A 25,103-nucleotide genomic window follows, 5' to 3' on the forward strand; every position below is an offset into this window, starting at 1 on the left:
CCCGCCTTTCGGCACACCCAACCAATCCCGCTCCCGCATCGATCCCGGCAAGCGCTGGCCGGATCTTCTGATCCGCAGGGCGCCCGAGGCGACGGGGGTCAGACCCGTCAGCGCATCTCTTCCGGCGCCGTCACACCGACGACCGCCAGACCGGAAGCAAGGACGCTGCGCACCGCATGCACGAACGCCAATCTTGCTGCGGTCGACTTTCGATCAGTTTGATTAACGAACCGTAATTGCGGCGAGTCTTTGCCCTTGTTCCAGAGCGAGTGGAAGGCACTCGCCAATTCGTGGACGAAGAAGGCGACACGATGGGGCTCATGTGACGAAGCCGCGGCATCGATCATCCTCGGATAGGCGGCAATCATCTTGACGATGCCGATCTCCGCTTCGTCGGTCAGCAAGCCGAGATCGGCCTGCGCCAGCGCCTGCGGCGAGAGGTCGAGATCCGGGAAGGCTTCCTTCGCCTGGCGGAAGATCGAAGCGCAGCGCGCATGCGCGTACTGGACGTAGAAGACCGGATTGTCCTTCGACTGCTCGACCACCTTGGCGAGGTCGAAGTCGAGCGTCGCGTCGTTCTTGCGGAAGATCATCATGAAGCGCACCGCGTCGCGGCCAACCTCGTCGATGACCTCGCGCAGCGTGACGAAGTCGCCGGAGCGCTTCGACATGCGAACCTGCTCGCCATTCCGCAGCAGGCGCACGAGCTGGCAGAGCTTGACGTCGAGCGCGCCGTCGCCGTTCGTCACGGCCTTGACCGCCGCCTGCATGCGCTTGACGTAGCCGCCATGGTCGGCGCCCCAGACGTCGATCATCTCGGCAAAGCCGCGCGTGAACTTAGAGCGGTGATAGGCGATGTCGTTGGCGAAATAGGTGTAGCTGCCATCGGACTTCAGCAGCGGCCGGTCGACATCGTCGCCGAACTTGGTGGCGCGGAACAGGGTCTGCTCGCGGTCCTCCCAGTCCTCGTCCTTCTGGCCCTTGGGCGGCGGCAGCCGGCCCTCATAGATCAGGTCGCGGGCGCGCAGATCCTCGATCGTCTGATGCACGGCGTCGGAGTTCCCGTCCCTGCCCTGCAGCGAGCGCTCCGAGAAGAAGACCTCGTGGACGACGCCGAGCGCGGCGAGATCGTCGCGGATCATCGCCATCATGCCGTCGATCGCCGCCTGGCGCACGGTCGGCAGCCAGTCCCATTCGGCCTTACCGAGCAAGGCCTGCCCATGCTCGCGGGCCAGCGCCTGCCCGACAGAGACCAGATAGTCGCCGGGATAGAGCCCCTCCGGGATCGCGCCGATTTCCTCGCCGAGCGCCTCGCGATACCGTAGGAAGGCGGAGCGGGCGAGGACGTCGACCTGCGCGCCGGCATCGTTGATGTAATACTCACGGGTGACGTCGTGGCCGGCGAAGGCGAGCAGGGCCGACAACGCATCGCCGAACACCGCACCGCGGCCATGGCCGACATGCATCGGACCGGTCGGATTGGCCGAGACGTATTCGACATTGATCTTCGGCGCCGGCTTCGCACGGCCCCGGCCATGCTCGGTGCCGGCCAGCACCGCCGACTTCAGAACCGCGGTGAAGACGGCCGGCTGCAGGGTGAGGTTGATGAAGCCCGGCCCGGCGATCTCGGCCTTGAGGACATCGGCATCCTTGGCGAGCTCGGCGACGATCAGCTCGGCGAGCGCGCGCGGCGCCATGCCGGCTTCCTTGGCGAGCACCATGGCGGCGTTGATCGCGAGATCGCCATGGGCCGGGTCCTTCGTCGGCTCGACCACGACTCGCGCCAGCGAGAGGCCAGCGGGAATGCGGCCGGCCTCGGCCATGCCGGAAAGGATGGCGGCAAGGCGCGCGGAGAAAGTCTCGAAAATATTCATGGCGACCAGCGATTTTCGACGGAGATTGATGGATTTCGAAGGAATAACCGGCCCGGCCCTATCGCAGCGACGGGGTGGCGTCAAACAGGCGCCGGTGCTCGTCGAGCGCGTACCAGTCGGTCATGCCGGCGATGTAGTCGGCGATTCGGCGCGCCCGGCGCCCCTCGTCCAGGCTCTTGCAGTCGGCCGACCATTCGCCCGGCATCGCCTCCGGCACGGCGCTGAAGCGCCCGAAAAGGTCCCGCACCACATCCGCCGCCTGCTGGCGGATCAGCCTGATGCGCGGATGCCGGTACATGTTGGGGTAGAGGAAATTCTTGATCGCCTTGTCGGCCGCGGCGATCCCGTCCGAGAAGGCGACAACTGGGCCCCCTGCCCGGCGGATCGCGTCGACATCAGCCGGGCCGAGCTTCGCGATCAGCGCCTCGGAATTGCCGATGACGTCCTCGACGAAGCGGGTGATGACCCGCCGCACCAGCTCATTGGTCGCGCGCGGCTTCTCCAGCCCCGGATGCAGCGCCTCGATCTCGTCCAGCAATCCGGCGAGGAAGGGCACGGCACGCAGCTCGGACAGTTCGAACATCCCGGCGCGCAGCCCGTCGTCGATGTCATGGGCGTTGTAGGCGATGTCGTCGGCGAGCGCCGCGGCCTGCGCCTCGGCCGAGGCGTGGCTGTCGAGCCAGAGATCCTGCTTGGCCTGATACTCGACGATCGCCGCCGGGATGCCGGTCTTGGCGTAGCGCGCGACCGGCCGGCCATCTGCCCCGATCAACGGGCCGTTGTGCTTGACCAGCCCTTCCAGCGTCTCCCAGGTCAGGTTCAGCCCGTCGAAGCCGGCATAGCGCCGCTCGAGGCGCGTCACGATCCGCAGGGTCTGGGCGTTGTGGTCGAAGCCGCCGAAATCCTTCATGCATTCGTCGAGCGCGTCCTCGCCGGTATGCCCGAAGGGGGTGTGGCCGAGGTCGTGCGCCAGCGCCAGTGCCTCGGCGAGGTCCTCGTCGAGCCCGAGCGCCCTGGCCAGAGCGCGCGCAATCTGCGCGACCTCGATCGAATGGGTCAGGCGCGTGCGGAAATGATCGCCCTCATGGGCGACGAAGACCTGGGTCTTGTGCTTCAGCCGGCGGAAGGCGGCGGAGTGGATGATGCGGTCGCGATCGCGCTGGAACGGGTTGCGCGTCGCCGAGCCCGGCTCCTCGACCAGCCGGCCGCGGCTCGTCGCCGTGCGGCAGGCGTAAGGCGCACGCCAGCGGTCGCCGGGCTCGCGCGGATGAGACTGGTCTGGTGCTGGCGCCATCATCGCTTGCTACCTGTTCGCTCGCTGCCTGGCCGCCCACCGGCGGACGCGGCTTGAACGGGCGCCCGCTGGCCATTACCTTTGTGGTCGAGGCAGGAGCAAGGATGTTCTGCGCATGACCACCGTGATCGAGGCCAATCCGCACGCGATCTCGCTGACCGACAAGGCAGCGGGGCGCATCGTCGCGGTCATGGCCAAGGAGCCACCCGGCTCGATGCTGCGCGTCAGCGTCGCCGGCGGCGGCTGCTCGGGATTCCAGTACGTCTTCGACATCGACCGCGAGAAGGCCCCCGGCGATCTCGTGATCGAGCGCAGCGGCGCGACGGTGCTGATCGACGAGACCTCGCTCGACCTGCTCGAAGGCTGCACCATCGACTTCGTCGACGATCTCGTCGGCCAGTCCTTCAAGATCACCAATCCGAACGCCACCGCCTCCTGCGGCTGCGGCACGTCCTTCGCGCTCTGACCCGATCTCCGGTCCGGTGCCACGCCGGTAGCCGGAGTTCGAGGGTCCACGCTTCGCCGCCGTTTGCTCGAAGCGCCGAGATCGTCTGGCCATGGCGCCGTCAATCGGCCACCTTGAGCTCCAGCCAGCGCGACATCGCGATCTCCTCCAGGAAGCGCCGGTCGTGGCTGACGACGAGCAGCGCCCCGTCATACGCACGCAAACCGCCTTCGATGATCTCGATCGACTCGATGTCGAGATGATTGGTCGGCTCGTCGAGGATCAGGAGAACCGGCGGACTGCCCCCGCCGAGCACGCAGGCGAGGCCCGCCCGCATGAGCTCGCCGCCACTCAGCGTCGTCACCGCCTGCAAGGCAGCATCGGCCCTGAACCGGAAGCGGGCCAGCGCGGCGCGACAGGCATTCTCATCGGCACCGGGGTTGAGCCGCCGGAAATTGTCCCTGATCGAGTCTGATGGGTCGAGCATGCCGACGCTCTGGTCGAGCAGCGCCCAGTCGACATCGAGGCGGATTTCTCCCGTCGAAGAAGGCAGTTCGCCGGTCAGCAGCCTGAGCAGCGTCGACTTGCCCGAACCATTGGGGCCGGTCACCGCGACGCGCTCCGGCCCCGTGATCGAGAAAGACAGATCCCGAATGATCGGGCGATCGGGCGCGTAGCCGCCGCACAGGCCATCGACCCGCAACACGGTCTTCCCGGCCGCGAGCCCCGATGGCGGAACCGCGACCGAAAGCGGCTGAAGAATCTCGATGCGGTTGCGCGCCGTCTCGATCGCCGCCTCAGCCTGCGCCTGCTTCCGCTCGGCCAGGAGCGCGGCATTGCCGCCGCTGTTCTCGTTGCGGTTCTGCCGGGCGCCCATCAGGATGCGCGGCATGTCGCCTTTGGCACGCTTGCGCTGGCCCGCGCCGTCCTTGCGCGCCTTGCGCTCGCTCGCGAACTGCCTGTCCCGGGCCACCTCCGCCAGGCGCTGCTCGGCGGTCGACAGATCGTGCCGGGCGGCAGCGAGGTCGAGCGCCTTCCGTTCCCGGTAATGGGACCAGTTGCCGCCATATCGCGTCGCGCCGAGGGAATTCAGCTCGACGATGGCGTCCATGGTCTCGAGCAACTCCCGATCATGGCTGATCACGATCGCCCCGGCGCGCCATGTCGCGAGCATCGCGATCACCGCCTCGCGACCATCGCGGTCGAGATTATTGGTCGGCTCGTCGAGGACAAGGAAATCGGGCTCAGCGAAGAGCAGCGCGGCCAGACCCACCCGGGTGCGCTGCCCGCCGGAGAGCGAGGCGAGCGCCGTGGCCGGAGGCATATCCAGCCCGAATCTGGCGAGGGCCGCGGCGAGGCGCGCCTCCAGCGTCCAATCCGCTTCGGCAAGCTCGGCAGCGGTGGCGATCCCGCGCTCGGCGCGGTCCAGCACGGCCAGGGCCGGAGCAAAGCCGAATAGATCCGCCACCGTCTCTGCCGCGACCTGCGACACCGCCTGTGCCAGAACCGCGAGCTTGCCGTTGGTGACGACGCTGCCCGAAGCGGGCGGCAATTCGCCCGTGATCAGCTTGAACAAGGTGGTCTTGCCGACGCCGTTGCGCCCGACAAGGCCGGTGCGTTCGGGGCCGAAGGAAAGATCGAGATCGGAGAAGAGTCGGCGCCCTTCAGGCGTGGACCAGCTCAGTTTGGACAGGATGATCGAAGCAGGCATGGATACGGAGTTCCCCGGCGGCAAGGCGAAGCGGCGTTGCGGTCGGGTGGAAATCCATGTCTGCGTTCATCCTGTCTGGTGTCGTCGTCCTCGGCTACACCGAGGATGCGGCGCGTTCAAGTCGCTTGGCCGGGCGTGCCCTATCGCGACGTCATTCCCGTCAGTTCGGCAGAGCGACCTGCCTGAAGACGCGCACCAGATCGGCGTCGAGCTTGCCGACCATCGTCACGAGCACCCGGTAGGCCTCCTCAGGCGCCATCGGCGCCCTGTAGGAGCGCCGTTCGATCAGCGCACCGTAGACGTCGCAGATGGTGATCATCCGCACGAGATCGGAGATCTCCCCTGCCCGCAGGCCCTGCGGATAACCGGAGCCGTCGAGATATTCGTGGTGGCTGCGGGCGACATCGACGATGTCGGCCGCGAAGCCACCCTGCCGGCACAGCATCTCGTAGCCGATCTGCGGATGCTCGCGCACGATCAGTTGTTCTTCCGCCGTCAACGGCCCGGGCTTGTGCAGGATGGCGAGCGGGATACGCGCCTTGCCGATGTCGTGCAGCAACGCCGCGCCCGTCACCAGTCGGCGCGCATGCTCCGGGAATCCGATCCGCTGGGCGAAGGCGGCCGCCAGGCCGGCAACCAGGAGGCAGTGCTGGTAGGTCGCATCGTCGTGGTCCCAGACCAGTTCGAGCCAAGCCCCGAGATCGCGCCTGTCGGCGGCACGGTTGATCGCCTCGACGCCCTCCTCGATCGCAGCGGCCGGCAAAAGTTCGCCACGGGCGGCGCTCGCCAGCATGTCGGCGACGGCCGCCGAGGCCGAGAGGAAATGCTGCTGAACCGGCTCGGGCCCGCCACCGCCATTCAGCATGCGGCCGACTTCGCCGAGCAGGACCTTGACCGGGACATCGGCCGGCAGCACGGCGCTGGCTCCGATGGCGTTCGCCTGCACCGTCGTCCGGGCCGAACGGTCCCGCACCAGACAGAGATGGGGAACCCCTGTCCGCTTGTGGCTGGCGAGCGCGCGGCGCATCGCCTCGACCGAGGCGCGGCTCGACAGATCGACATCGCTGATCAGCAGCTGCCGCGTTTCGGGGAGCTTTGCCACCGGCCGGTTCAGGTCGACGACCGCGCAGCGGCCCCAGAGCGACAGCAGCCGGTCGAGCTTGTGACTTTGTTCTGGGCGGTCGGTGATCAGCAGCACGGCGATAGGCATGTCCTCATAACGAGGTCACCCTAGCCAGGGATCCGTGAGGCCCGATGAAACGGAATCGCTCAAATTCGCCGCTTCTCGCGCAAGGCGTGAAGAATATCGGCGCGGATCAGGAGCTCAGGGCCTGCCGTCGCATCGCGCTCGCCTCGGCGTATTGCAGCAGAAGGTCCAGGTCCTCGCGGGCGATATCGAAGGAATCGCCCATCTGCGCCAGGGCTTCGTCGATATCGGACGGGCTGAACGCCGCCGTCGGAACGGCTAGGGGAAGCACAGGATCGGCGCTTGGCGGACGATGCGGGTAGCTGCGGCGCGTGACCCCGTGGAAAGCGGCGCCGAGCGCAACCAGCGACAAGGAGCAGAGCCCGATCGGCACGAAGGGGAAGAGCAGCCCCCACTTCATCACGGCAGGACCGCCGAGCACGGCCGTCAGCGCGACCGCGCCACCCGGCGGGTGCAGCGAGCGCGTCAGCGACATCACCGCGATGGCGAGCGCGACTGCCAGTGCCGCCGCGATCGTCAGCTCCGGGACCGCCCAGCCGACCGCCAGCCCGACGAAGGCCGAGATCACATTGCCGCCGATCACCGGCCAAGGCTGCGCCAGCGGGCTGGCAGGCACCACGAAAACCAGCACAGCCGACGCCCCGATCGGCGCAACGACGAGCGGAGCATGGATCGGGAACATGAAGCCCGCCGCTGCGGTGAGCGCAATCGCCGTGAAGACACCGGCGCAGGCTGCCGTGCGCTCGGCCAGCGTCGCACCGGCCAGGATCGGATGGAACAGCTTCACGGCCGGTTCTCCGGAGCCATCCCGCCGACACACAGGCCGAGCCGGGCGCGCTCCAACTATCAGTTTCGACCGCCTCTATAATCGGCATTACGCACAAAACAACGGCAAAATCAGTAATTCACAGCACTGTATGTTATTTGCCTAAATCCTGCTCCAGACGCGTCCGGCGCAACAAAAAAGGCGCCCGCAGGCGCCCTTCCGGAGAGTGTTTTTCTCAGTGCGAGCTCGGCGGCCCGCCCTGCTCCAGCCGGATCTCGGCCGCCATCAGCCCCTTCGGCCCGGGTCCATAGCGGACCAGCACGGTCTGGCCGGGGATCAGCTCGACGATGCCGTAACGGCGCAGCGTCTCCATATGGACGAAGATGTCGGGCGCTCCCTCGCCGGCCGAGACGAAGCCGAAGCCGCGCAGCCGGTTGAACCACTTCACCACCATGCGCTCGAGCCCGCTGGTCGGCGTCACCGTGGCATTCGTGCGCGGCATCGGCATTTCGGCGGGATGGCGGCCGGCCGAGGTGTCGATCGAGAGCACGCGGATCGCCTGGCGGCCGCGCGCCTTCGCGATCACTTCGAGCACGATGCGGGCGCCTTCGGCGATGGCGTTGAAGCCGTCGCGCTTCAGGATCGTGACATGGACGAGGATGTCGCTGCCGCCATCTTCCGGCACGACGAAGCCGTACCCCTTGCTGACGTCGAACCATTTGACGTAGCCGGCGAGCTCGACGCCCGCATCGGCGATCCCAGCCTCGGGCCCGTCGAGCCGCACGACCCGGTTGAGCGATTGGATCGGTCCGAGTGGGGGCCTCCCACCATCGCCGTACTCGTCGGACATGTGCCGCTCATCTCCGATGCGAAATCTGATTCGTCTTGCGACGATAGCACCGCAGAGGACTCGCGAAACAGCGCCAACGCTTCCATCCACATGATCGAGCCGGAAAATATACTGGGATGGCCGCCCTCGGGCCGACTTCCGTCCCCATGGGCCGACAGCTCGCCCGGGCTCCGCCACGACAGGCGAAATGACGGCGCGGTGCGGGGCCATGCTCGTGATCGGAGGCCGACGGCCACCCGCCAAGCCTGTGCTGCAGGCAGGCCGCCGTAACTGGAAACGCCGTTGGGTAAGCCGAGGTTAAGCGCGACTGCCTACGGTGCGCCCGCGTGGCTCCGGGGGGCCGCTTCGAAACGGCTCCAGGCGGGATGGGCGACATGTACAAGCAGCAGATTTGGGATCAGGTGCGGGCGCAGGCGGTTGTGACGCCTGCGATCTACGGAGCGGTGGATTTCGACGCCGTGCCGGAGCGCTTCGCCGGCGCGGCCGGTGATCCGAACGAACTGCGAACTGTAGGCGAGGCTGAGCGAGCCCAGCTTCTCGCCGACGATCGCCTGATGACGCTGATCCGCGCCTACACCTTCATGGGCGACCGCGTCGCCGACCCCTATGCCGCCCTGATGCCGGAGTACGGTTTCAAGCGGCTGATCGAGATGCTCGACCAGGCCTGCAGGCACGGCATCGCTTCCGTTGCCTGCGCCCCGCCCGAACTGCGCGGCTTCATCGCGGCGATGGAGACGGTGCCCGACTGGCTCGACATGGCGATGGTCGAGGAAGGCGCGCGCGTCGAGCGCGCGGCCATGGCGATCATGAGCCCCATCGCCATCCGCGCCGCCTTCATCGCGACCTTCATGAACCGCTACGCCGCGCTTCCGATGGCGCTGACAGGGACGCTCTCGAACGAGAGCGCCGCGAGGCGCGTCAAGGAGACGGCGACCTTCTTCGCGACCTCGGTGCTGCCCGGAGCGCTCGCCCGTGACGGCGAGGGCTTCCGCGCGGCGGCGATGGTCCGCCTGATGCATTCGATGGTGCGCTTCAACGCCATGCGCAAGGGCCGCTGGGACGTCTCGGTCTACGGTATCCCGATCCCGCAGGTCGATCAGATGCCGGCCGGTCTCATCGGGGTCACCATGATGGCGGCCGACGTGATGAGGCAGGGCCGCAGCGAGTTCACGGCGCAGGAGCGCGCCCGTGTCGAGCTCAGCCGCTATCGCTGCCATCTGCTGGGCCTGCCCGAGGCGCTGCTGGCGACGACGCCGAAGGAGATCGTGACGCTGATGGCCGCGAGCCTTGCGACATTGCGCTCGGGCTTCGATGACGAGACCTGCGGCAACCTCCTGCGCGCCACGCTCGGCGCCTATCTCCCGCCGGACAAGTCCCTCCCATCCCGCCTCTTCGACCGGGTCGAGAAAGGCTTCTCGAAGGTCTTCTTCGTCAAGAACTATGCCGGCGGGGACAAGGCGAAAGCGGCAAGCATGGGCGTGGTTCCCGATGCGCTGGACAAGCTCTGCTACGGCATCGCCGCGGCGGTCGCCGGCAGCCGCATGCTGGCCTACAAGCTCGCCATGAACATCCCGATGCTCTCGGCCGCGGTCGATCGGCGCCTGGTCGCGATCATCGAGAGGCAGCTCGCAGCCTGGGGGCATGCGCATTTCACGACCGATGCGGCGGCTTACCGTCCGAGCACGCCCCCTGCTCCGCAGCCGGTGCCGGGCGAGCGAGCTGACGGCCGGCCCGCCTCCGCCGCCGCGACGCGCAGGCCGAGCTAACGCGAACCGCGCGGCATCGACGGCGGCGGGCACGGCGCAGCCGTTCAGTTCGCCAGTCTTGCCAGCGCCGCGCCGATCTCAGCCCGCACCACGAGATCGGCGATCGGATCGAGATCGGTCGGCTCGCGGTTGAGGATCACGAGCTTGGCGCCGTTGCGCTTGGCGACGACCGGAAAGCTCGCCGCCGGGAACACGACCAGCGACGAGCCGGCGACGAGATAGAGATCGGCCGAGAGCGTCATCTCATGGGCGCGCAGCATCTGCCCTTGTGGCATCTGCTGGCCGAAGGAGATGGTCGCGGCCTTCACCACGCCGCCGCAGATCAGGCAGTCCGGCGGCTCGCCCGAGGCCTCGAACGCGCGCCGGATCGCCTTAAGCTCATGGCGCCAGCCGCAGCTCAGGCAGGTCGCATAGGTGCCGTTGCCGTGCAGCTCGATCACGGCGTCCTCGGCGATGCCCGAAGCCTGGTGCAGCCCGTCGATGTTCTGGGTGATCACGCCCGGCGAGCGCCCTTCCGCGACCAGCGTCGCCAGCGCGCGATGGCCGCGATTGGGCCTGGCATCCGGAAAATGGTCGTCCATGGCGAACTTCCGCCGCCAGGCCTCGATGCGTGCTTCCCGGCTGTGGACGAAGACGTCGAACGGGATCGGCTTGTTGACCATCCAGGGCGAGCCCGGCGAGCGGAAATCGGGCACGCCCGATTCGGTCGAGATGCCGGCGCCGGTGAAGGGGACGATCACCCGGGCGCGATCGAGCATCGCATGCAGTTCCTCGATCGCGTCCTGTGTCTCTTCATCCATGCCGCCGGGCCCCGGATCATCATTGCTTCCCGGCGAATATGGCGGCGGGCGCCCCGCGCTCCAAGACTGCGGGCGCCTGGGCGTTGACGGCGCGGCGCGGGCGCCGCAAAGCTCGCCCATGTCTTCGCCGTCCCCCGCCCCGCTGAACCCCGACCTCATCGACACCGCCACCCCGCCGATCCCCGAGGCGCAGGGCTGGGCGAGAGCCTATGACGGCCGTCGCGGCCCGCTGATCGACCTGTCGCAGGCCGTGCCGGGCTCGCCGCCGCCCGCCGCGCTGCTGGAGCGCCTGGCCGAGGCGGCCGGCCGCCCCGACCAGACCCGCTATGGCGCCATCATTGGCGACCTTGCTCTGCGCGAAGCCTATGCTGCGGAGACCAGCGCCTTTTATGGCGCGCCGATCTCGCCGCAGGAGATCGCGATCACCGCCGGCTGCAACCAGGCCTATGTCGTGACGATGATGGCGGTGGCCCGCGCCGGCGACAATGTGCTGCTGCCGACACCCTGGTACTTCAACCATGAGATGACGCTGAACATGCTCGGCGTCGAGCCGCGCCCGCTGCCCTGCGATCCCGAACAGGCCTTCGTGCCCGATGTCGCCGTGGCCGAGAGCCTGATCGACGATCGCACCCGCGCCATCGTGCTGGTGACACCGAACAATCCGACCGGCGCTGTCTATCCGCCGGCCACCATTGCCGCCTTCGCGGAACTCTGCCGTCGGCGCAGGATCTGGCTGGTGCTCGACGAGACCTATCGCGATTTCCTGCCGGACGGGGCTGGCCGCTCGCATGAACTCTTCGCCGCAAGCGACTGGCGTGATTCGCTGATCGGCCTCTACAGTTTCTCCAAGGCCTATGCCGTGCCGGGCTGGAGGCTGGGCGCGATCACCGCCGGCGAAGCGGTCCTGGCGCAGATCGGCAAGGTGCTCGACTGCATCCAGATCAGCCCGGTCAGGGCGGGTCAGGGCGCCATCGCTTGGGGCATCGACGGCATCCGCGCCTGGCGCGAGGCCAACCGCGCCGAGATCAATGCCCGCGCCGAGCTGTTCCGCCAAACCATGGCGCCCCTGAACGGCTGGAACGTCCTCGCCGCCGGCGCCTACTTCGCCTATCTCGCCCATCCGTTCGAGGGCGTGCCGGCGGCAGAGGTGGTGCGCCGCCTGGTTCAGGAGCGCGGTGTGCTCGCCCTCCCCGGCCCCTATTTCGGCCCCGGCCAGGAGCGGCACCTGCGCATCGCCATCGCCAATGTCGGCGCCGACCGGCTCGGCGAGCTCGGCGACAGGCTGAAGGGCTTCTCGCTCTGAGCGCGGGGCCGGGCCTCGACATCTCCGCTGCGCTGTCATCCCGGACGTAGCGAAGCGGAGATCCGGGATCCATGCCTGAGCCTCGCCGATAAGGGTTCAGGCCTGGGTCCCGGATCTCCCTTCGGTCGCCCGGGACGACTCGCGCGCTTTACGGCGAGGGCGTCACCCCTTCACCGCCGGGCACTTGCTCTCCGACAGCGGCCAGACCGTCTCGGACGGCTCGATCTTGCGCACGATCTCGAAATAGTCCCACGGCCCCTTCGAATCCGCCGGCTTCTTGACCCGGGCGAGATACATCTCGCGCAGCACGCGGCCGTCGGCGCGGATCGTCGCGTCCTTGGTGAAGGCGTCGTTGATCGGCATCGCGCGCATCGCCGCCGCGACCTTGTCGGGATCGTCGGTACCGGCTTCCTTGATCGCCTTGAGATAGTGCAGCACCGAGCCGTAGACGCCGGCATGCAGCATGGAGGGCATCATTCCCGCCTTTTCCATGAACTGCTTCGACCAGGCGCGCGAGGGCTCGTCGAGGTCCCAATAGGAGGCGGTGGTCAGGTAGGTGCCCTGCGTCGCCTTGAGGCCGAGGCTGTGGACGTCCTGCAGGAAGAAGATCAGCGCCGCGAGGTTCTGGCCCTGCTCCACCAGACCGAACTCGCCGGCCTGCTTGATCGCGTTGACGGTGTCGTTGCCGGCATTGGCGATCCCGACGACCTTGGCGCCGGAGGACTGCGCCCGCAGCAGGAAGGAGGAGAAATCGGCATTGTTGAGCGGGTGGCGCACCGATCCGACGACCTTGCCGCCATTGGCCTCGACCACGTCGGTCGCGTCCTTCTGCAACTGGTGGCCGAAGGCATAATCCGAGGCCAGCATGAACCAGGAGGTGCCGCCGGCCTTGACCACGGCCGAGGCGGTGCCGCGCGCCACGCCATAGGTGTCGTAGGTCCAGTGGAAGCCATAGGGCGAGCACTGCTCATTGGTCAGCGCCGTCGTGCCGGCGCCGGAATACATCACGATCTTCTTCTTTTCGCGGGCGAGCGATTGCAGCGCCAGCGCCACCGCCGAGTTCGGGATGTCGACCACAGCGTCGACCTTGTCGACGTCGAACCATTGCCGGGCGATCGAGGTGCCGACATCGGCCTTGTGCTGATGGTCGGCGGCGACGATCTGGATCGGCTTGCCGAGCACGGTCGCGCCGAACTCCTTCAGCGCCAGCTCGGCTGCGATCACCGAGCCCTTGCCGCCGATATCGGCTGTCACGCCGCCCATGTCGGTCAGCACGCCAATCTTCACGACATCGTCGCTGACCTGCGCCAGCGCCGGCAGATTGGCGAGCGCCAGCATGGCGCCGCCCAACAGAAGCGACCGCATCACATTCCTCCCGAGCTCGTTGTCTCGCCGGCTGCGACAGGCGCCGGCGTTCTTCACGTCAAAGACCCTTGGCCTCCAGCCAGGCGACGATCAGGGCCGCGATCTCGTCGCTGTTGTCCTCGCACATCGGCATATGGCCGTTGCCCGCGATCCCCCGCTCCGGCAGCCAGACGAATTCGGCGCCGAGATAGCGGGCCGTCGCCTCGTCGACCGCGCGCGGATGGCGCGGGTCGCTGTCGCCGGTGACGATCAGGATCGGATGGCCCGCCAGCGCCGCAGGATCCCCGATCCGCAGGCCCTTGCCGCCGATATTGAAGCGCTCGTTCATCAGACGCGCGCTCTCGGGCACGATCGAGCGCCGATAGGCCTCGAAGGCCTGTTTCGGGAAGCGCTCGGAGTTGGCCCAGTAGGCCCGTATGAACTCGGGCGGGATGAAGAGCGGGCTGTCTTCCTCGACGCGGACCGGGCAGCCCAGGCTCTCATCGTCCCTGAGCTTCGCCACCGCCTCGGCATCGTCGGGCAGCACGGGCAGGAGATTGGCTGGCCCGCCCGGCGCGACACCGACGATCGCAGCAACCGCCCCCGGCGCCTGCTCGGCGATCCACCAGGCCATCGGCCCGCTCGCCGAATGCACCAGGAGCACCGCCGGCCCGATCTCCTCCAGCAGGCGCTGCAGGCTGGTCGCGATCTCGACGGTCGACAAGGTGGCGAAATCCGGCCGCATCGGCGAACGGCCATGACCCGGCCAATCCGGCACGAAGACCTCGCGGCCGGACGCGGCGAAGACAGGCGCCCAGCCGGGCCGGCCATCGGGCGTCGTCAGATAGCAGGCGCCGGTATGGCCACCGCCGTGGACGAGGACGATCGGCAAACGCCCTGCCCCGGCCGACCCGAGCCGGTCGACATAGATCGGATGGGCCTCGGTGCCCGAATAAAAGCATTGCCGTTGCAGCGCGCGCGAAAGCGCCTGCCGCCCTGTGGCACCAGCCTGGTCCATCGCCTCCTCCCGGCGCGGCAAGGCCGTGCCATCTGTAGCCGAGGATGCTAGGACCGGCTCATGGCGCGCGCAACAAAAAAGTCTAATGTGAGACTAATTCAACAGGACGAGTCCGCCGGGCTGGACGCCGCTCAGCGGCGCGCCATCCTGGACGGGACCGCGATCCCGACCGCCTACAAGATCGGCTACGTCCTGAATTTCTATCGCGAGCCCTCCTTCCGCCTGATCGAGACGGAGTTCGGGCTGACCCGGCCGGAGATCGTCATCCTGATCTTCCTGACGGTGCGCGACGGCGCGAGCGCGAGCGAGTTCTGCGAGTTCTCCGGCCATCTCAAGGCGAGCGTCAGCCGCGCCGTGATCCTGCTCGACAAGAAGAAGCTGATCCGCCGGGAGCCTGACCCGGCCGATAATCGCCGCCAGCTGCTTTACCTCACGGCCGAGGGCCGGGCGCTCTACGAGCGCTACATCCCGATGCTGCAGGCGCGGGAGGCGGCGATGCTCGCCTGCCTCGACCCTGGCGAACGGGCGCAGCTCGGCAAGCTGCTCGACAAGCTCGCGACCCATGTCCCGGAATGGGGCTCCGCCTCCGATCTCTGACCGGAGGCAAAGCCTCGGACACCGTCAGCGCAGCAGCGCCGCATAGCGCCCGCGATAGGCGAAGACGAGCAGCGCCCCGCAGACCGCGACGATCGCCGCGACCGGAATGCCCTGCGGGTTGAGCTCGGCATGGAACAGCACGATCACCGTCATCACCGGCGCGATCAGCGCCAGCCCGAGCGCCGGCGCGATGTTGAGCAGCAGCAGGAGCCCGCCGACCAGATTCACGCTCTTCAGCAGCGGCAGGAAGAATTTCGCCTGCTCCAGCGAGCGTTCCCAGGCGAGGCCGATTTCCGTCACCGGCGGATGGATCAGGTGGTTGCCGGTCGCCAGATACCAGAAGCCGTCGGCGGCGCTGACCAGGAAGAGCAGGCCGAGGGCGGTCCGGGGCAGAGTGACCATCAGAAAATTGCGCATTGTCGGGGGTCTTGTCCGTTATGATGCGCCGGACGAATGCCGGCGCGGCTGCATTGCGACCGCCTGAGCGGATTTTGCCCCTCTTTCGCGCTTGTGACATGCATCCGGATGCAAAGAATGCTCTGCACTGCCGCAGCGGCAATGCGCCGCGAGCGGAATGGATGATGATGACGATCGAACTGACCCGGCGGACATTGTTGCGACTGGCCGGAACGGCCTCGCTCGCCATGGCGGCCGCCGCAGCGGCGCGGGCAGAGGGAACGCCGACAGCCGGCGCGGGCACGCTTGCGACCGCGGCCCCGGGCTTCGCCAGCAGCACGCCGATCCGCTGTGGCGCCATTGGCCTGCGCGTCCGCGATCTCGACCGCATGAGCCGCTACTACCAGTCCGTGCTCGGGCTCGCTGTCATCTCGGCCAGTGCGGATGGCGTCACCCTCGGGGCGGGCGGCGTGCCCCTCGTCTCGATGGAGGCGCGGCCACAGGCGCAGCTTGAGCCGCGCAACGCCGCCGGCCTGTTCCACACCGCCTTCCTGATGCCCTCGCGCCGCGATCTCGCGCGCTGGCTCGTGCATGTCGCCCGCAACCAGACGCCCCTTACCGGCTTCGCCGACCACAGCGTCAGCGAAGCCGTCTATCTCGACGATCCCGAAGGCAACGGCATCGAGGTCTATGCCGATCGCGACCCGCGCCTCTGGCGCTGGGAGGGCGAGCGCGTCGTGATGGGCACGCACCGGCTCGACGTCGACGGCATCCTTAGCCTCACCGACACCAGCCGCAACGACTACGCCTCGGCTCCGACCGGGCTGCGCATCGGCCACATGCATCTGCGCGTCGGCGACATCCAGCAGTCCGAGAGATTTTATCGCGACGCCATCGGCCTCGATTCGACCTCGCGGCGCGACACGGCGAGCTTCCTGTCCTCAGGGCGCTATCACCACCATGTCGCGCTCAACACCTGGAACAGCGCCGGCGCCGGCAGCCGCGACCGGGCGACGACAGGGCTGGACTGGTTCTCGCTGGAGGTCGCCGATGCCGCCCTGCTCACGGCGCAGCGCGAGCGCATGGCGCGCGCTGGCTTCACTTCGACTGAGGTCGCACGCGGCTTCGAGAGCACCGATCCCTGGGGGACCCGGCTCAGGCTGGTCGGGGTCTAGGCTCCCCCGTCATGCTCGCCCTCGTGGCGAGCATCCACGTCTCGAACACCGCATGTGAGGAAGGAAGACATGGATGGTCGGGACGAGCCCGACCATGACGGAGAAGGCTCAGGCGCAGCTAACGGTTGCCCTCACATCATCGCGCGGGAACAACGAAGCTAAAGCCCATCAGCCGAGCCGCAGCTCGCGCACGACCTGATCGACGATCGCTTCCTTGCTGGCTTCGACCTGGACGACGAGCGGCTTCTCGTCCGCCCCCGGCTCCTCCAGTGTCGCGAACTGGCTGTCGAGCAGGGCCGGCGGCATGAAGTGGTGCTGGCGCGCCGCCATGCGCTGGCCGATCAGTTCGCGCGAGCCCCTGAGATAGACCAGCGTGACGTCGGGCCGGTCGCCGACGATGACGTCGCGATAGGCCTTCTTCAGCGCCGAGCAGGTGACGATGCCGTTGCCGCCGGTCGTGCGCAGCCCGTCGATCCAGGCCGCGATCGCCGCCAGCCAGGGCTTGCGGTCCTCGTCGGTCAGCGGCGTGCCGCTCGACATCTTGGCGACGTTCTCGGGCGGGTGAAAGCTGTCGGCATCGCGGAAGGGCCAGCCGAGCCGTTCGGCCAGGCGCTCGCCGAGCGAGGTCTTGCCCGAGCTCGCGACGCCCATGACGACGATGACGGCTGGCTTGCCGTTACTGTTCGAGACGCTCATCCCGCTCAGCCCTGCTTCTTCGGCTCGACATGGCCGCCGAAGCCGGCGCGCATGGCGGAGAGGATCTTCTCGGCGAAGGTGTGGTCCTTGCGCGAGCGGAAGCGGGTGTAGAGCGAGGAGGTCAGCACCTCGGCCGGCGTCGCGGTCTCGACCGCGGCCTGCACGGTCCAGCGCCCCTCGCCGGAATCGGAGACATGGCCGGAATAGGCCGAAAGCTCCTCGTCTGCGGCGAGCGCCGCGGCGGTCAGGTCGAGCAGCCAGGAGGTGACGACCGAGCCGCGGCGCCAGACCTCGGCGATCTCGGCGGTGTCGAAATCGAAGCCGTATTCTTCCGGCAGCCCGTCCTTGGCCGAGGCATTGCGCAGGAGGTCGAAGCCTTCGGCGAAGGCCTGCATCATCCCGTATTCGATGCCGTTATGGACCATCTTGACGAAATGCCCGGCGCCGGCCGGGCCGCAATGCAGATAGCCCTGCTCGGCGGTCGGGTTGCGCCCCTCGCGATGGCCGGTCGGCTCGATGTCGCCCTTGCCCGGCGCCAGCGCCTGGAAGATCGGCTCCAGCCGGTCGAACACGCCCTTGTCGCCGCCGATCATCAGGCAATAGCCGCGCTCCAGCCCGTGCACGCCGCCGGAGGTGCCGATATCGAGATAGTGCAGGCCCTTGGCCGCGAGTTCGCGCCCGCGCCGGACATCGTCCTTCCAGAAGGCGTTGCCGCCGTCGATCAGCGTATCGCCGGGCTCGAGCATGCCGGCGAGCTCGGCGAGCGTGGCTTCGGTGATCTCGCCTGCCGGCAGCATGATCCAGATCGCCCGCGGCGCCTGGAGCTTGCCCACCATTTCCTTGAGATCGCCGACATTGACGGCGCCGTCCTTGGCCAGCGCCGCGCCCGGCTTCGGGTCGCGATCATAGACCACGCAATTGTGCCCGGCGCGGTGCAGCCGCCTGACGATATTGGCTCCCATCCGGCCGAGGCCGACCACTCCAAGCTGCATCGCAAACGCTCCTGCTGCCGGGACGAAGCCGGCTTTGGGGACGCTACATGCCCCGATGCCGGGCGGCGGGCAAGCGCGGCGCTCAGGCTTTCGGCTCCGTCCCAAGGGTCACCGCCGGGCTTTCGCCGGCCGCAGCAGCAGGCGATCACCAGCTTTTGAGCGTCGCCGCCAGCAACCGCACGCTTGCCTAATTCCCTCCGGCGCCTTCTTTGTCGAACAGGCGCGCCTCCGCGCCGGCAACGGCAGCAGGAGTGTCATGGCAGCGCAGGGCTTTTCTCCAGAGCTGGTTCAGGCCGTCGGACTTCTGGGCGCGGGCGTCATCGCCGTCCCGATCTTCCGGCGGCTCAAGCTCGGCTCGGTCCTCGGCTATTTCGCCGGCGGCGTCCTGATCGGCCCCTCCGGAATCGGACTGTTTCCGCATCCGGAAAGCGTGCTCCATCTCGCCGAATTCGGCGTCGTGATGTTCCTCTTCATCATCGGGCTGGAGATGCAGCCGGCCCGGCTCTGGAACCTGCGCGGCGAGATCTTCGGCCTCGGCGTCGCGCAGGTCGGGCTCTGCGGCGCCCTGCTGACCGGCGTCGGCATCCTCGCCGGCCTCAGCCCCGCGGCGGCCTTCATCGCCGGCATGGGCTTCGTGCTCTCCTCCACCGCCGTCGTGATGCAGATGCTGAACGAGCGCGGCGAAGCCTCGACCCCGCATGGCCAGCAGGCGGTCTCGATCCTCCTGCTCGAGGACCTCGCCATCGTGCCGCTCCTCGCCCTCGTCGCCCTGCTGGCGCCGACGAAGGCGGCCGGGAGCGGCGGCCTCCTGCCGGTCCTGATCGGCGCCGGCTCGCTCGTCGGCCTCGTCGTGGCCGGCAAATACCTGCTCAACCCGATGTTCCGCCTGCTCGCCAATGCGCAGGCCCGCGAGGTCATGACCGGCGCGGCCCTGCTCGTCGTGCTCGGCTCGGCGCTCGCCATGCAACTCGGCGGCCTCTCGATGGCGATGGGCGCCTTCCTCGCCGGCGTCCTGCTCTCGGAATCGACCTTCCGCCATCAGCTCGAGGCCGATATCGAGCCGTTCCGCGGCCTCCTGCTCGGCATGTTCTTCCTCGCCGTCGGCATGTCGCTCGATCTCAAGCTGATCGCGCAGGAATGGCGCATCGTCGCGCTCGGCGTCGCCTCCTTCATGCTGGTCAAGGCGGCCGGCATCTTCATCGTCGCCAAGCTGTTCCGCACCCGCACGCGCGATGCGATCACCCGTGTCGCGCTGTTCTCGCAGGGCGGCGAATTCGCCTTCGTGCTCTACGGCGCCGCCACCGCGGCCGGCATCTTCGATGCGAAGATCAACGCCATCACCAGCGCCGTGGTGATCCTCTCCATGGCGCTCACGCCCCTCGTCGTGCTCCTGATCGACCGCTTCATGCCGGCCGAACGGGAATCGCTCGACGGCGTCGAGCACGCCGAGGGGCTGGAGGGGCGCGTGCTCGTCGTCGGCTTCGGCCGCTTCGGGCAGGTGGCGAGCCAGGGCCTTCTCGCCCGCGGCTTCAGCGTCTCGCTGATCGAGACCGATGTCGAGATGATCCAGGCCGCCGCGAGCTTCGGCTTCAAGGTCTATTACGGCGACGGCACCCGCGCGGACATCCTGCACGCCTCGGGCGCCCATCATGCCGAGGCGATCCTGGTCTGCGTCGAGAACCGCGACACGGCGAACGCGATCGTGCGGGTCGCCCAGGCCGAGTTCCCGCACGCAAAGCTCTTCGTCCGCTCCTTCGACCGCGGCCACTCGATGGACCTGATCCGCGCCGGGGTGGAGTACCAGATCCGCGAGACCTTCGAATCCGCCATGGTCTTCGGCGGCGAGGTGCTGCGCGCGCTGGGCGTGCCGGAGGACGAGGTCGTCGAGATCGTCGAGGATGTCCGCCGCCGCGACGCCGAACGGCTCGACCTCCAGGTCGCGAGCGACATCCATGCCGGACAGGACCTGCTGCACAGCAACCAGCCGGTCCCCGCCCCGCTCACCAAGCCGAAGACGGTCGGCACCGTCCATGGCGATCTGCCGGGGGGCGTCGGCGTCGGAGCGTGAGGTCAGCTGCCGGAGGTATGCGCCGAAGCCGCAGCTTCTTCGTGATGAAGGAGGTCATCGACCACGCGCCACTGGCGTTTTTGAGGGGGCGACTGGCTCCCGATCAGCGGGTCCGATCTCCGTCGTGCTCGCCCTTGCGGCGAGCATCCACGTCTTGAACATCATCCTGCCCGAACGAAGACGTGGATGGTCGGGACAAGCGCGACCGCGACGGATGAGGAGAGCACCAAAATCACTTTGCCTCAACGCCTTGGGCGTCAGACCTGAATCAACCTCTGAACCTGCGCCCCGTCCAGCTCCGCCATCGGTCCGGCCAGCACGACCTCGCCGCGGTCCATCACGAACATGGTGTCGGCGAGGTCGCGGGCGAAGTCGAAATACTGCTCAACCAGCACGATCGCCATGCCGCCCTTCTGGCGGAGATAGTCGATGGCGCGGCCGATATCCTTGATGATCGAAGGCTGGATGCCCTCGGTCGGCTCGTCCAGCACCAGCAGCCTGGGTCGGGTGACCAGCGCCCGCGCGATCGCGAGCTGCTGCTGCTGGCCACCCGAGAGGTCTCCGCCGCGCCGGCCGAGCATCGACTTCAGCACGGGGAATAGGTCGAACAGTTCGTTCGGGATGTAGCGCTCCTTGCGGGGCAAGGGCGCAAAGCCGGTTTCCAGGTTCTCCTTCACCGTCAGGAGCGGGAAGACCTCGCGGCCCTGCGGCACGAAGGCGATGCCGGCGCGGGCCCTCGCCTCGCTGCGCAGGCTCGAAATATCCTGGCCGTCGAGGCGGACATGGCCGCCGGAGATCGGCTGCTGGCCGACGATGGCGCGCATCAGCGAGGTCTTGCCGACGCCGTTGCGGCCCATCACGCAGGTCACCTTGCCGATCTCGGCGGTGAGCGAGACGCGCCGAAGCGCCTGGGCGGCGCCATAATGGAGATCGATGGCTTCGACGCTCAGCATCCTGCAACGCCTCCGCTCGACAAGCCGTCATTGCGAGGAGCGAAGCGACGAAGCAATCCAGGGGAGCACAGCGCGCTGCCGCCCCTGGATTGCTTCGCTGCGCTCGCAATGACGGGAAGCGGTTCCTTACCAATCATCATGCTCACCGCCCCAGATAGACTTCGACGACGCGCTCATTGGCGCTGACCTGATCGAGCGGCCCTTCGGCCAGCACCGAGCCCTCGTGCAGCACCGTCACCTTCACGCCGAGCTCTCGGATGAAGCCCATGTCGTGCTCGACCACGATCACCGAATGATCCCTGGCGATTTCCTTGAGCAGCACCGCGGTCTGCGCCGTCTCGCCATCGGTCATGCCGGCGGCCGGCTCGTCGACGAGCAGGAGCTTGGGGTCCTGCGCCAGCAGCATGCCGATCTCGAGCCACTGCTTCTGGCCATGCGAGAGCGAGCCGGCGAGCCGCTCCCGCTTGTCGGCGAGCTTGATGATGCCGAGGATGTCGTCGATCCGCTTCTGCTGGGCGCTTTGCGTCTGCCAAAACAGGGTCTTCAGCACCGTGCGCTGCGATTTCAGCGCCAGCAGGATGTTGTCCTCGATCGTGTGGAAGTCGAAGACTGTCGGCTTCTGGAATTTGCGGCCGATGCCGAGATTGGCGATCGCCGCCTCGTCGAGCCGGGTGAGATCGACCGAGCCGCCGAACATCACCGTGCCTTCGTCGGGCCGGGTCTTGCCGGTGATGATGTCCATCATCGTCGTCTTGCCGGCGCCGTTCGGGCCGATGATGGCACGCATCTCGCCGGGCGCGATGGTGAGCGACAGGCCGCGGATCGCCTTGAAGCCGTCGAAGGAGACGCTGACGCCGTCGAGATAGAGCAGCGAGGAGGTGAGAGCGCCAGGCACGGGAGCGTTCATCGCATCTACTCCGCCGGCGCCGGCTCGGCCGCCGGCATCGCTTCGGGCTTGCGGCGCTTCTCCCACCAGCCCTGCACGGTGCCGAGAATGCCCTTCGGCATGAACAGGGTGACGAAGACGAAGAGCGCGCCGAGCGCGAACAGCCAGTACGGCGCCATGAAGCCGGAGGTGAACATCGTCTTCGCCCAGTTGACGACGACCGCGCCGAGCGCCGCGCCGACCAGCGTGCCGCGCCCGCCGACCGCGACCCAGATCACGGTCTCGATCGAATTCGCCGGCGCGAACTCGCCGGGATTGATGATGCCGACCTGCGGCACGTAGAGCGCGCCCGCGACGCCGGCCATGCAGGCCGAGACGGTGAAGACGAAGAGCTTGAAGCGGTCGACCCGGTAGCCGAGGAAGCGCGTGCGGGATTCCGCATCGCGGATGGCGATCACCACCTTGCCGAGCTTCGACGAGACGATGCCGCGAGCGATCAGGAAGCCGGCGGCGAGCATCGTGCAGGTCATCGCAAAGAGCGCGGCGCGCGTCGTCTGCGCCTGCACGCTGAAGCCCAGGATGTCCTTGAAGTCGGTCAGCCCGTTATTGCCGCCAAAACCCATATCGTTGCGGAAGAAGGCGAGCAGCAGCGCATAGGTCAGCGCCTGGGTGATGATCGAGAGATAGACGCCGGTGACGCGGGAGCGGAAGGCGAACCAGCCGAAGACGAAGGCGAGCAGGCCGGGGACCAGCGGGACCATCAGCATGGCGAAGGGAAAGGAGGAGAAACCCCACCAGTACCAGGGCAGCTCCTGCCAGTTCAGGAAGACCATGAAATCGGGCAGCACCGGATTGCCGTAGACGCCGCGCGAGCCGATCTGGCGCATCAGGTACATGCCCATCGCATAGCCGCCGAGCGCGAAGAAGGCGCCATGGCCGAGCGAGAGGATGCCGCAATAGCCCCAGACCAGATCGAGCGAGAGCGCGAGCAGCGCGTAGCAGAGGTACTTGCCCCAGAGCGACATCGTCGCGGTCGAGACATGGAAGGGCGAGCCGGCCGGGACCGTGAGGTTCGCCAACGGCACCAGCAGGCCGATGGCGGCGACGAGCGCAAGGAAGACGTAGCCTCGCGTATCCATGTTCGAGAGCAGGAAGCGGCTGATCATGCTTCCACCGCCCTGCCCTTCAGCGCGAACAGGCCGCGCGGGCGCTTCTGGATGAACAGGATGATGAAGACGAGCAGCGCGATCTTGCCGAGCACGGCGCCGGCATAGGGCTCGAGCAGCTTGTTCGCGACGCCGAGCGTCATGGCGCTGATCAGCGTGCCCCAGAGATTGCCGACCCCGCCGAAGACCACGACCATGAAACTGTCGATAATGTAGCTCTGGCCGAGATTGGGACTGACATTGTCGATCTGCGAGAGCGCGACGCCGGCTAGCCCCGCGACGCCCGAGCCGAGCCCGAAGGTCAGCGCGTCGATCCGCCCGGTGCGGATGCCCATCGCCGCAGCCATCCGCCGGTTCTGGGTGACGGCCCGCATCTGCAGGCCCATCGGCGTCAGCTTCAGGATGGCGAGCAAGGCGAGGAAGACCAGCGCGGCGAAGACGATGATCCAGAGCCGGTTCCAGGTGATGGCGAGGCCTCCTAACTCGAAGGCACCAGACATGAAGCTGGGCGCGCCGACCTCGCGATTGGTCGGGCCGAACGCGGTCCGCACCGCCTGCTGCAGGATCAGGCTGATGCCCCAGGTCGCCAGCAGCGTCTCCAGCGGCCTTCCATAGAGGAAGCGGATCACGCCGCGCTCAATCGCGATGCCGACAGCGGCGGCGACGATGAAGGCGGCCGGCAGCGCGAAGGCCAGCGACCAGTCGAACAGGTAGGGCGCATTGGTGCGGATCAGCTCCTGCACCACGAAGGTGGTGTAGGCGCCGAGCATCACCATCTCGCCATGCGCCATGTTGATCACGCCCATCACGCCGAAGGTGATGGCGAGGCCGATCGCGGCGAGCAGCAGCACCGAGCCGAGCGAGAGCCCGTACCAGAGGTTCTGCCCGGCCTGCCACAGAGCGAGCTTGCCCTCGATCTCGGAGATGGCGCGGGCCTGCACCTCCTTCAGCGCGGGCGAGGCATCGCCCGGCAGCGCGCGCAGCGTCGCCAGTGCATCCTGGTCGCCGCGCTCGCGCAGCACGTCGACGGCGGCGATCCTGTCGAAGGGCGGCGCATCGGTCTTGACGATCAGGATCGCGGCCTGCGCCTCGCGCAGCGCCCGGCGCGCCCGGTCGTTGGTTTCCTTGGCTATCGCGGCTTCGAGCACCGGCAGCGCCGAGACGTCGCGCGCCCGGAAGACCGCCTCGGCCGCCGCAACGCGCTTGGCAGGGTCGGGATTGATCAGGCCGAGGCTGCCGAGCGCCGCCTGGATCGCCCGCCGGACATTGTTGTTCAGCCTGACGGCGCTGACACCGGCCGGCTCGGCCGCGAGCGCCTGCGCGGTCCGTGCGTCGAGAAAAGCGCCATCCTTGGCCTTCACCGCGACGGTGCCACCGCCAGCGAACAAGCGCCCATCGGCCAGCGCCTCGATAATCACGCCCGCATTCGGATGCGCGCTCTGGACGAGGATATCGATGGCGCGCGCCGTATCTGAGAAGCTGTCGGCGTTGAAGCGCGCGAAGGCTTCTTCGGCAGTCTGTCCGAAGGCGACGGCCGGCGCGGCGAGAAGCGCCAGGACGACGGCCAGCATGCGCATGAGGCGGATAGGAAGAGACATTGTCGGAAAGTCTCGGGGTCGGGTCGTCCCGGGCGACCGCAGGGAGACCCGGGACCCATGCCTGAACCTTTTTCGGAAAGGCTCAGGCATGGGTCCCGGCTCTGTGCTTCGCTTCGGCCGGGACGACCGGGATGGCATTGTCAACTCGAAGCGTAGGCGGGAGTGGAGGTTTGCGAAGGGCGGCCGGGCTTTCCGACC

At 67.8% G+C, this 25,103-nt stretch carries 22 protein-coding genes; 6 read left to right on the top strand and 16 right to left on the bottom strand.

Features of this window, described 5'->3' with window-relative positions:
* Nucleotides 1-107: 107 nt before the first annotated feature.
* Entirely contained in the window at nucleotides 108-1,874 is a 1,767-nt protein-coding gene (gene argS, locus AC1REK_RS13070; protein WP_492267712.1) for an arginine--tRNA ligase, read from the bottom strand.
* A 58-nt stretch (nucleotides 1,875-1,932) separates the two neighbouring features.
* On the bottom strand, nucleotides 1,933-3,171 hold the full coding sequence (locus AC1REK_RS13075) for a deoxyguanosinetriphosphate triphosphohydrolase (protein WP_492273797.1): 1,239 nt from the start codon (nucleotides 3,169-3,171) through the stop codon (nucleotides 1,933-1,935).
* Nucleotides 3,172-3,283: 112 nt separating this feature from the next.
* Between AC1REK_RS13075 and AC1REK_RS13080 the strand changes: the two genes are divergently transcribed.
* Nucleotides 3,284-3,634, top strand: coding sequence for a HesB/IscA family protein (locus AC1REK_RS13080; RefSeq protein ID WP_492267710.1), 351 nt, complete (start codon nucleotides 3,284-3,286; stop codon nucleotides 3,632-3,634).
* Between the two features lie 100 nt (nucleotides 3,635-3,734).
* On the opposite strand, the gene AC1REK_RS13085 is transcribed toward AC1REK_RS13080, so the two are convergent.
* The 4 genes from AC1REK_RS13085 to AC1REK_RS13100 all read right to left on the bottom strand — a co-directional run bounded on the left by AC1REK_RS13085 (nucleotide 3,735) and on the right by AC1REK_RS13100 (nucleotide 8,147).
* The gene (locus AC1REK_RS13085) at nucleotides 3,735-5,324 is read right to left on the bottom strand and encodes an ABC-F family ATP-binding cassette domain-containing protein (RefSeq protein WP_492267709.1); all 1,590 of its coding nucleotides are present in this window, start codon (nucleotides 5,322-5,324) and stop codon (nucleotides 3,735-3,737) included.
* 160 nt (nucleotides 5,325-5,484) lie between these two features.
* A complete protein-coding gene (locus AC1REK_RS13090; protein WP_492267708.1) occupies nucleotides 5,485-6,534 on the bottom strand; it encodes an HD-GYP domain-containing protein in 1,050 nt (349 codons plus the stop codon).
* A gap of 106 nt (nucleotides 6,535-6,640) precedes the next feature.
* On the bottom strand, nucleotides 6,641-7,318 hold the full coding sequence (locus AC1REK_RS13095) for an HPP family protein (protein WP_492267707.1): 678 nt from the start codon (nucleotides 7,316-7,318) through the stop codon (nucleotides 6,641-6,643).
* Nucleotides 7,319-7,532: 214 nt separating this feature from the next.
* Nucleotides 7,533-8,147 carry a cold-shock protein gene (locus AC1REK_RS13100; protein WP_327520961.1) on the bottom strand — a complete coding sequence of 205 codons (615 nt, stop codon included), beginning with the start codon at nucleotides 8,145-8,147 and terminating at the stop codon, nucleotides 7,533-7,535.
* A 374-nt stretch (nucleotides 8,148-8,521) separates the two neighbouring features.
* Between AC1REK_RS13100 and AC1REK_RS13105 the strand changes: the two genes are divergently transcribed.
* On the top strand, nucleotides 8,522-9,913 hold the full coding sequence (locus tag AC1REK_RS13105; RefSeq protein ID WP_492267706.1) for an oxygenase MpaB family protein: 1,392 nt from the start codon (nucleotides 8,522-8,524) through the stop codon (nucleotides 9,911-9,913).
* 44 nt (nucleotides 9,914-9,957) lie between these two features.
* Here AC1REK_RS13105 and AC1REK_RS13110 read toward each other — a convergent pair whose 3' ends face one another.
* On the bottom strand, nucleotides 9,958-10,713 hold the full coding sequence (locus tag AC1REK_RS13110; RefSeq protein ID WP_492267705.1) for an SIR2 family NAD-dependent protein deacylase: 756 nt from the start codon (nucleotides 10,711-10,713) through the stop codon (nucleotides 9,958-9,960).
* Between the two features lie 118 nt (nucleotides 10,714-10,831).
* On the opposite strand from AC1REK_RS13110, the gene AC1REK_RS13115 reads away from it, so the two are divergent.
* The gene (locus AC1REK_RS13115) at nucleotides 10,832-12,016 is read left to right on the top strand and encodes an aminotransferase (protein WP_492267704.1); all 1,185 of its coding nucleotides are present in this window, start codon (nucleotides 10,832-10,834) and stop codon (nucleotides 12,014-12,016) included.
* A gap of 162 nt (nucleotides 12,017-12,178) precedes the next feature.
* On the opposite strand, the gene AC1REK_RS13120 is transcribed toward AC1REK_RS13115, so the two are convergent.
* Entirely contained in the window at nucleotides 12,179-13,381 is a 1,203-nt protein-coding gene (locus AC1REK_RS13120; protein WP_492267703.1) for an ABC transporter substrate-binding protein, read from the bottom strand.
* A gap of 58 nt (nucleotides 13,382-13,439) precedes the next feature.
* A complete protein-coding gene (locus AC1REK_RS13125) occupies nucleotides 13,440-14,378 on the bottom strand; it encodes an alpha/beta fold hydrolase (protein WP_492267702.1) in 939 nt (312 codons plus the stop codon).
* Between the two features lie 87 nt (nucleotides 14,379-14,465).
* Between AC1REK_RS13125 and AC1REK_RS13130 the strand changes: the two genes are divergently transcribed.
* Nucleotides 14,466-14,975, top strand: coding sequence for a MarR family winged helix-turn-helix transcriptional regulator (locus tag AC1REK_RS13130; protein ID WP_316019889.1), 510 nt, complete (start codon nucleotides 14,466-14,468; stop codon nucleotides 14,973-14,975).
* Between the two features lie 24 nt (nucleotides 14,976-14,999).
* On the opposite strand, the gene AC1REK_RS13135 is transcribed toward AC1REK_RS13130, so the two are convergent.
* Entirely contained in the window at nucleotides 15,000-15,377 is a 378-nt protein-coding gene (locus AC1REK_RS13135) for a hypothetical protein (RefSeq protein ID WP_327520968.1), read from the bottom strand.
* A 182-nt stretch (nucleotides 15,378-15,559) separates the two neighbouring features.
* Between AC1REK_RS13135 and AC1REK_RS13140 the strand changes: the two genes are divergently transcribed.
* Complete coding sequence (locus tag AC1REK_RS13140; protein WP_492268201.1) at nucleotides 15,560-16,546, top strand: VOC family protein; 987 nt, start codon at nucleotides 15,560-15,562, stop codon at nucleotides 16,544-16,546.
* A gap of 168 nt (nucleotides 16,547-16,714) precedes the next feature.
* On the opposite strand, the gene AC1REK_RS13145 is transcribed toward AC1REK_RS13140, so the two are convergent.
* Entirely contained in the window at nucleotides 16,715-17,242 is a 528-nt protein-coding gene (locus AC1REK_RS13145; protein WP_492267701.1) for a gluconokinase, read from the bottom strand.
* Nucleotides 17,243-17,247: 5 nt separating this feature from the next.
* The gene (gene gnd, locus AC1REK_RS13150; RefSeq protein ID WP_316019886.1) at nucleotides 17,248-18,234 is read right to left on the bottom strand and encodes a phosphogluconate dehydrogenase (NAD(+)-dependent, decarboxylating); all 987 of its coding nucleotides are present in this window, start codon (nucleotides 18,232-18,234) and stop codon (nucleotides 17,248-17,250) included.
* A 256-nt stretch (nucleotides 18,235-18,490) separates the two neighbouring features.
* Between gnd and AC1REK_RS13155 the strand changes: the two genes are divergently transcribed.
* Nucleotides 18,491-20,302 carry a monovalent cation:proton antiporter-2 (CPA2) family protein gene (locus AC1REK_RS13155; protein ID WP_492267700.1) on the top strand — a complete coding sequence of 604 codons (1,812 nt, stop codon included), beginning with the start codon at nucleotides 18,491-18,493 and terminating at the stop codon, nucleotides 20,300-20,302.
* A 257-nt stretch (nucleotides 20,303-20,559) separates the two neighbouring features.
* Here the strand turns inward: AC1REK_RS13155 and urtE are convergent, their stop codons facing one another.
* The 4 genes from urtE to urtB all read right to left on the bottom strand — a co-directional run bounded on the left by urtE (nucleotide 20,560) and on the right by urtB (nucleotide 24,905).
* A complete protein-coding gene (urtE, locus tag AC1REK_RS13160) occupies nucleotides 20,560-21,255 on the bottom strand; it encodes an urea ABC transporter ATP-binding subunit UrtE (RefSeq protein WP_316019884.1) in 696 nt (231 codons plus the stop codon).
* A 142-nt stretch (nucleotides 21,256-21,397) separates the two neighbouring features.
* Entirely contained in the window at nucleotides 21,398-22,162 is a 765-nt protein-coding gene (gene urtD / locus AC1REK_RS13165) for an urea ABC transporter ATP-binding protein UrtD (protein ID WP_492267699.1), read from the bottom strand.
* 5 nt (nucleotides 22,163-22,167) lie between these two features.
* Entirely contained in the window at nucleotides 22,168-23,307 is a 1,140-nt protein-coding gene (gene urtC, locus AC1REK_RS13170; RefSeq protein WP_492267698.1) for an urea ABC transporter permease subunit UrtC, read from the bottom strand.
* Complete coding sequence (gene urtB, locus AC1REK_RS13175; RefSeq protein WP_492267697.1) at nucleotides 23,304-24,905, bottom strand: urea ABC transporter permease subunit UrtB; 1,602 nt, start codon at nucleotides 24,903-24,905, stop codon at nucleotides 23,304-23,306. Before urtB ends, urtC begins: the two co-directional genes overlap by 4 nt.
* Nucleotides 24,906-25,103: the final 198 nt, after the last annotated feature.

The sequence above is a fragment of the Allobosea sp. GW823-FHT02B03 genome, from assembly GCF_058797755.1.

Bases quoted from the DNA above. Each gene is read 5' to 3' on its own strand.
- urtC (WP_492267698.1), bottom strand. From the start codon at position 23,307: ATGATCAGCCGCTTCCTGCTCTCGAACATGGATACGCGAGGCTACGTC.
- AC1REK_RS13140 (WP_492268201.1), top strand. From the start codon at position 15,560: ATGACGATCGAACTGACCCGGCGGACATTGTTGCGACTGGCCGGAACG.
- AC1REK_RS13120 (WP_492267703.1), bottom strand. From the start codon at position 13,381: ATGCGGTCGCTTCTGTTGGGCGGCGCCATGCTGGCGCTCGCCAATCTG.
- AC1REK_RS13125 (WP_492267702.1), bottom strand. From the start codon at position 14,378: ATGGACCAGGCTGGTGCCACAGGGCGGCAGGCGCTTTCGCGCGCGCTG.
- gnd (WP_316019886.1), bottom strand. From the start codon at position 18,234: ATGCAGCTTGGAGTGGTCGGCCTCGGCCGGATGGGAGCCAATATCGTC.
- AC1REK_RS13080 (WP_492267710.1), top strand. From the start codon at position 3,284: ATGACCACCGTGATCGAGGCCAATCCGCACGCGATCTCGCTGACCGAC.
- AC1REK_RS13145 (WP_492267701.1), bottom strand. From the start codon at position 17,242: ATGAGCGTCTCGAACAGTAACGGCAAGCCAGCCGTCATCGTCGTCATG.
- urtB (WP_492267697.1), bottom strand. From the start codon at position 24,905: ATGTCTCTTCCTATCCGCCTCATGCGCATGCTGGCCGTCGTCCTGGCG.
- AC1REK_RS13155 (WP_492267700.1), top strand. From the start codon at position 18,491: ATGGCAGCGCAGGGCTTTTCTCCAGAGCTGGTTCAGGCCGTCGGACTT.
- AC1REK_RS13100 (WP_327520961.1), bottom strand. From the start codon at position 8,147: ATGTCCGACGAGTACGGCGATGGTGGGAGGCCCCCACTCGGACCGATC.
- AC1REK_RS13075 (WP_492273797.1), bottom strand. From the start codon at position 3,171: ATGATGGCGCCAGCACCAGACCAGTCTCATCCGCGCGAGCCCGGCGAC.
- AC1REK_RS13105 (WP_492267706.1), top strand. From the start codon at position 8,522: ATGTACAAGCAGCAGATTTGGGATCAGGTGCGGGCGCAGGCGGTTGTG.
- AC1REK_RS13135 (WP_327520968.1), bottom strand. From the start codon at position 15,377: ATGGTCACTCTGCCCCGGACCGCCCTCGGCCTGCTCTTCCTGGTCAGC.
- argS (WP_492267712.1), bottom strand. From the start codon at position 1,874: ATGAATATTTTCGAGACTTTCTCCGCGCGCCTTGCCGCCATCCTTTCC.
- urtE (WP_316019884.1), bottom strand. From the start codon at position 21,255: ATGCTGAGCGTCGAAGCCATCGATCTCCATTATGGCGCCGCCCAGGCG.
- AC1REK_RS13085 (WP_492267709.1), bottom strand. From the start codon at position 5,324: ATGCCTGCTTCGATCATCCTGTCCAAACTGAGCTGGTCCACGCCTGAA.
- AC1REK_RS13115 (WP_492267704.1), top strand. From the start codon at position 10,832: ATGTCTTCGCCGTCCCCCGCCCCGCTGAACCCCGACCTCATCGACACC.
- AC1REK_RS13090 (WP_492267708.1), bottom strand. From the start codon at position 6,534: ATGCCTATCGCCGTGCTGCTGATCACCGACCGCCCAGAACAAAGTCAC.
- urtD (WP_492267699.1), bottom strand. From the start codon at position 22,162: ATGAACGCTCCCGTGCCTGGCGCTCTCACCTCCTCGCTGCTCTATCTC.
- AC1REK_RS13110 (WP_492267705.1), bottom strand. From the start codon at position 10,713: ATGGATGAAGAGACACAGGACGCGATCGAGGAACTGCATGCGATGCTC.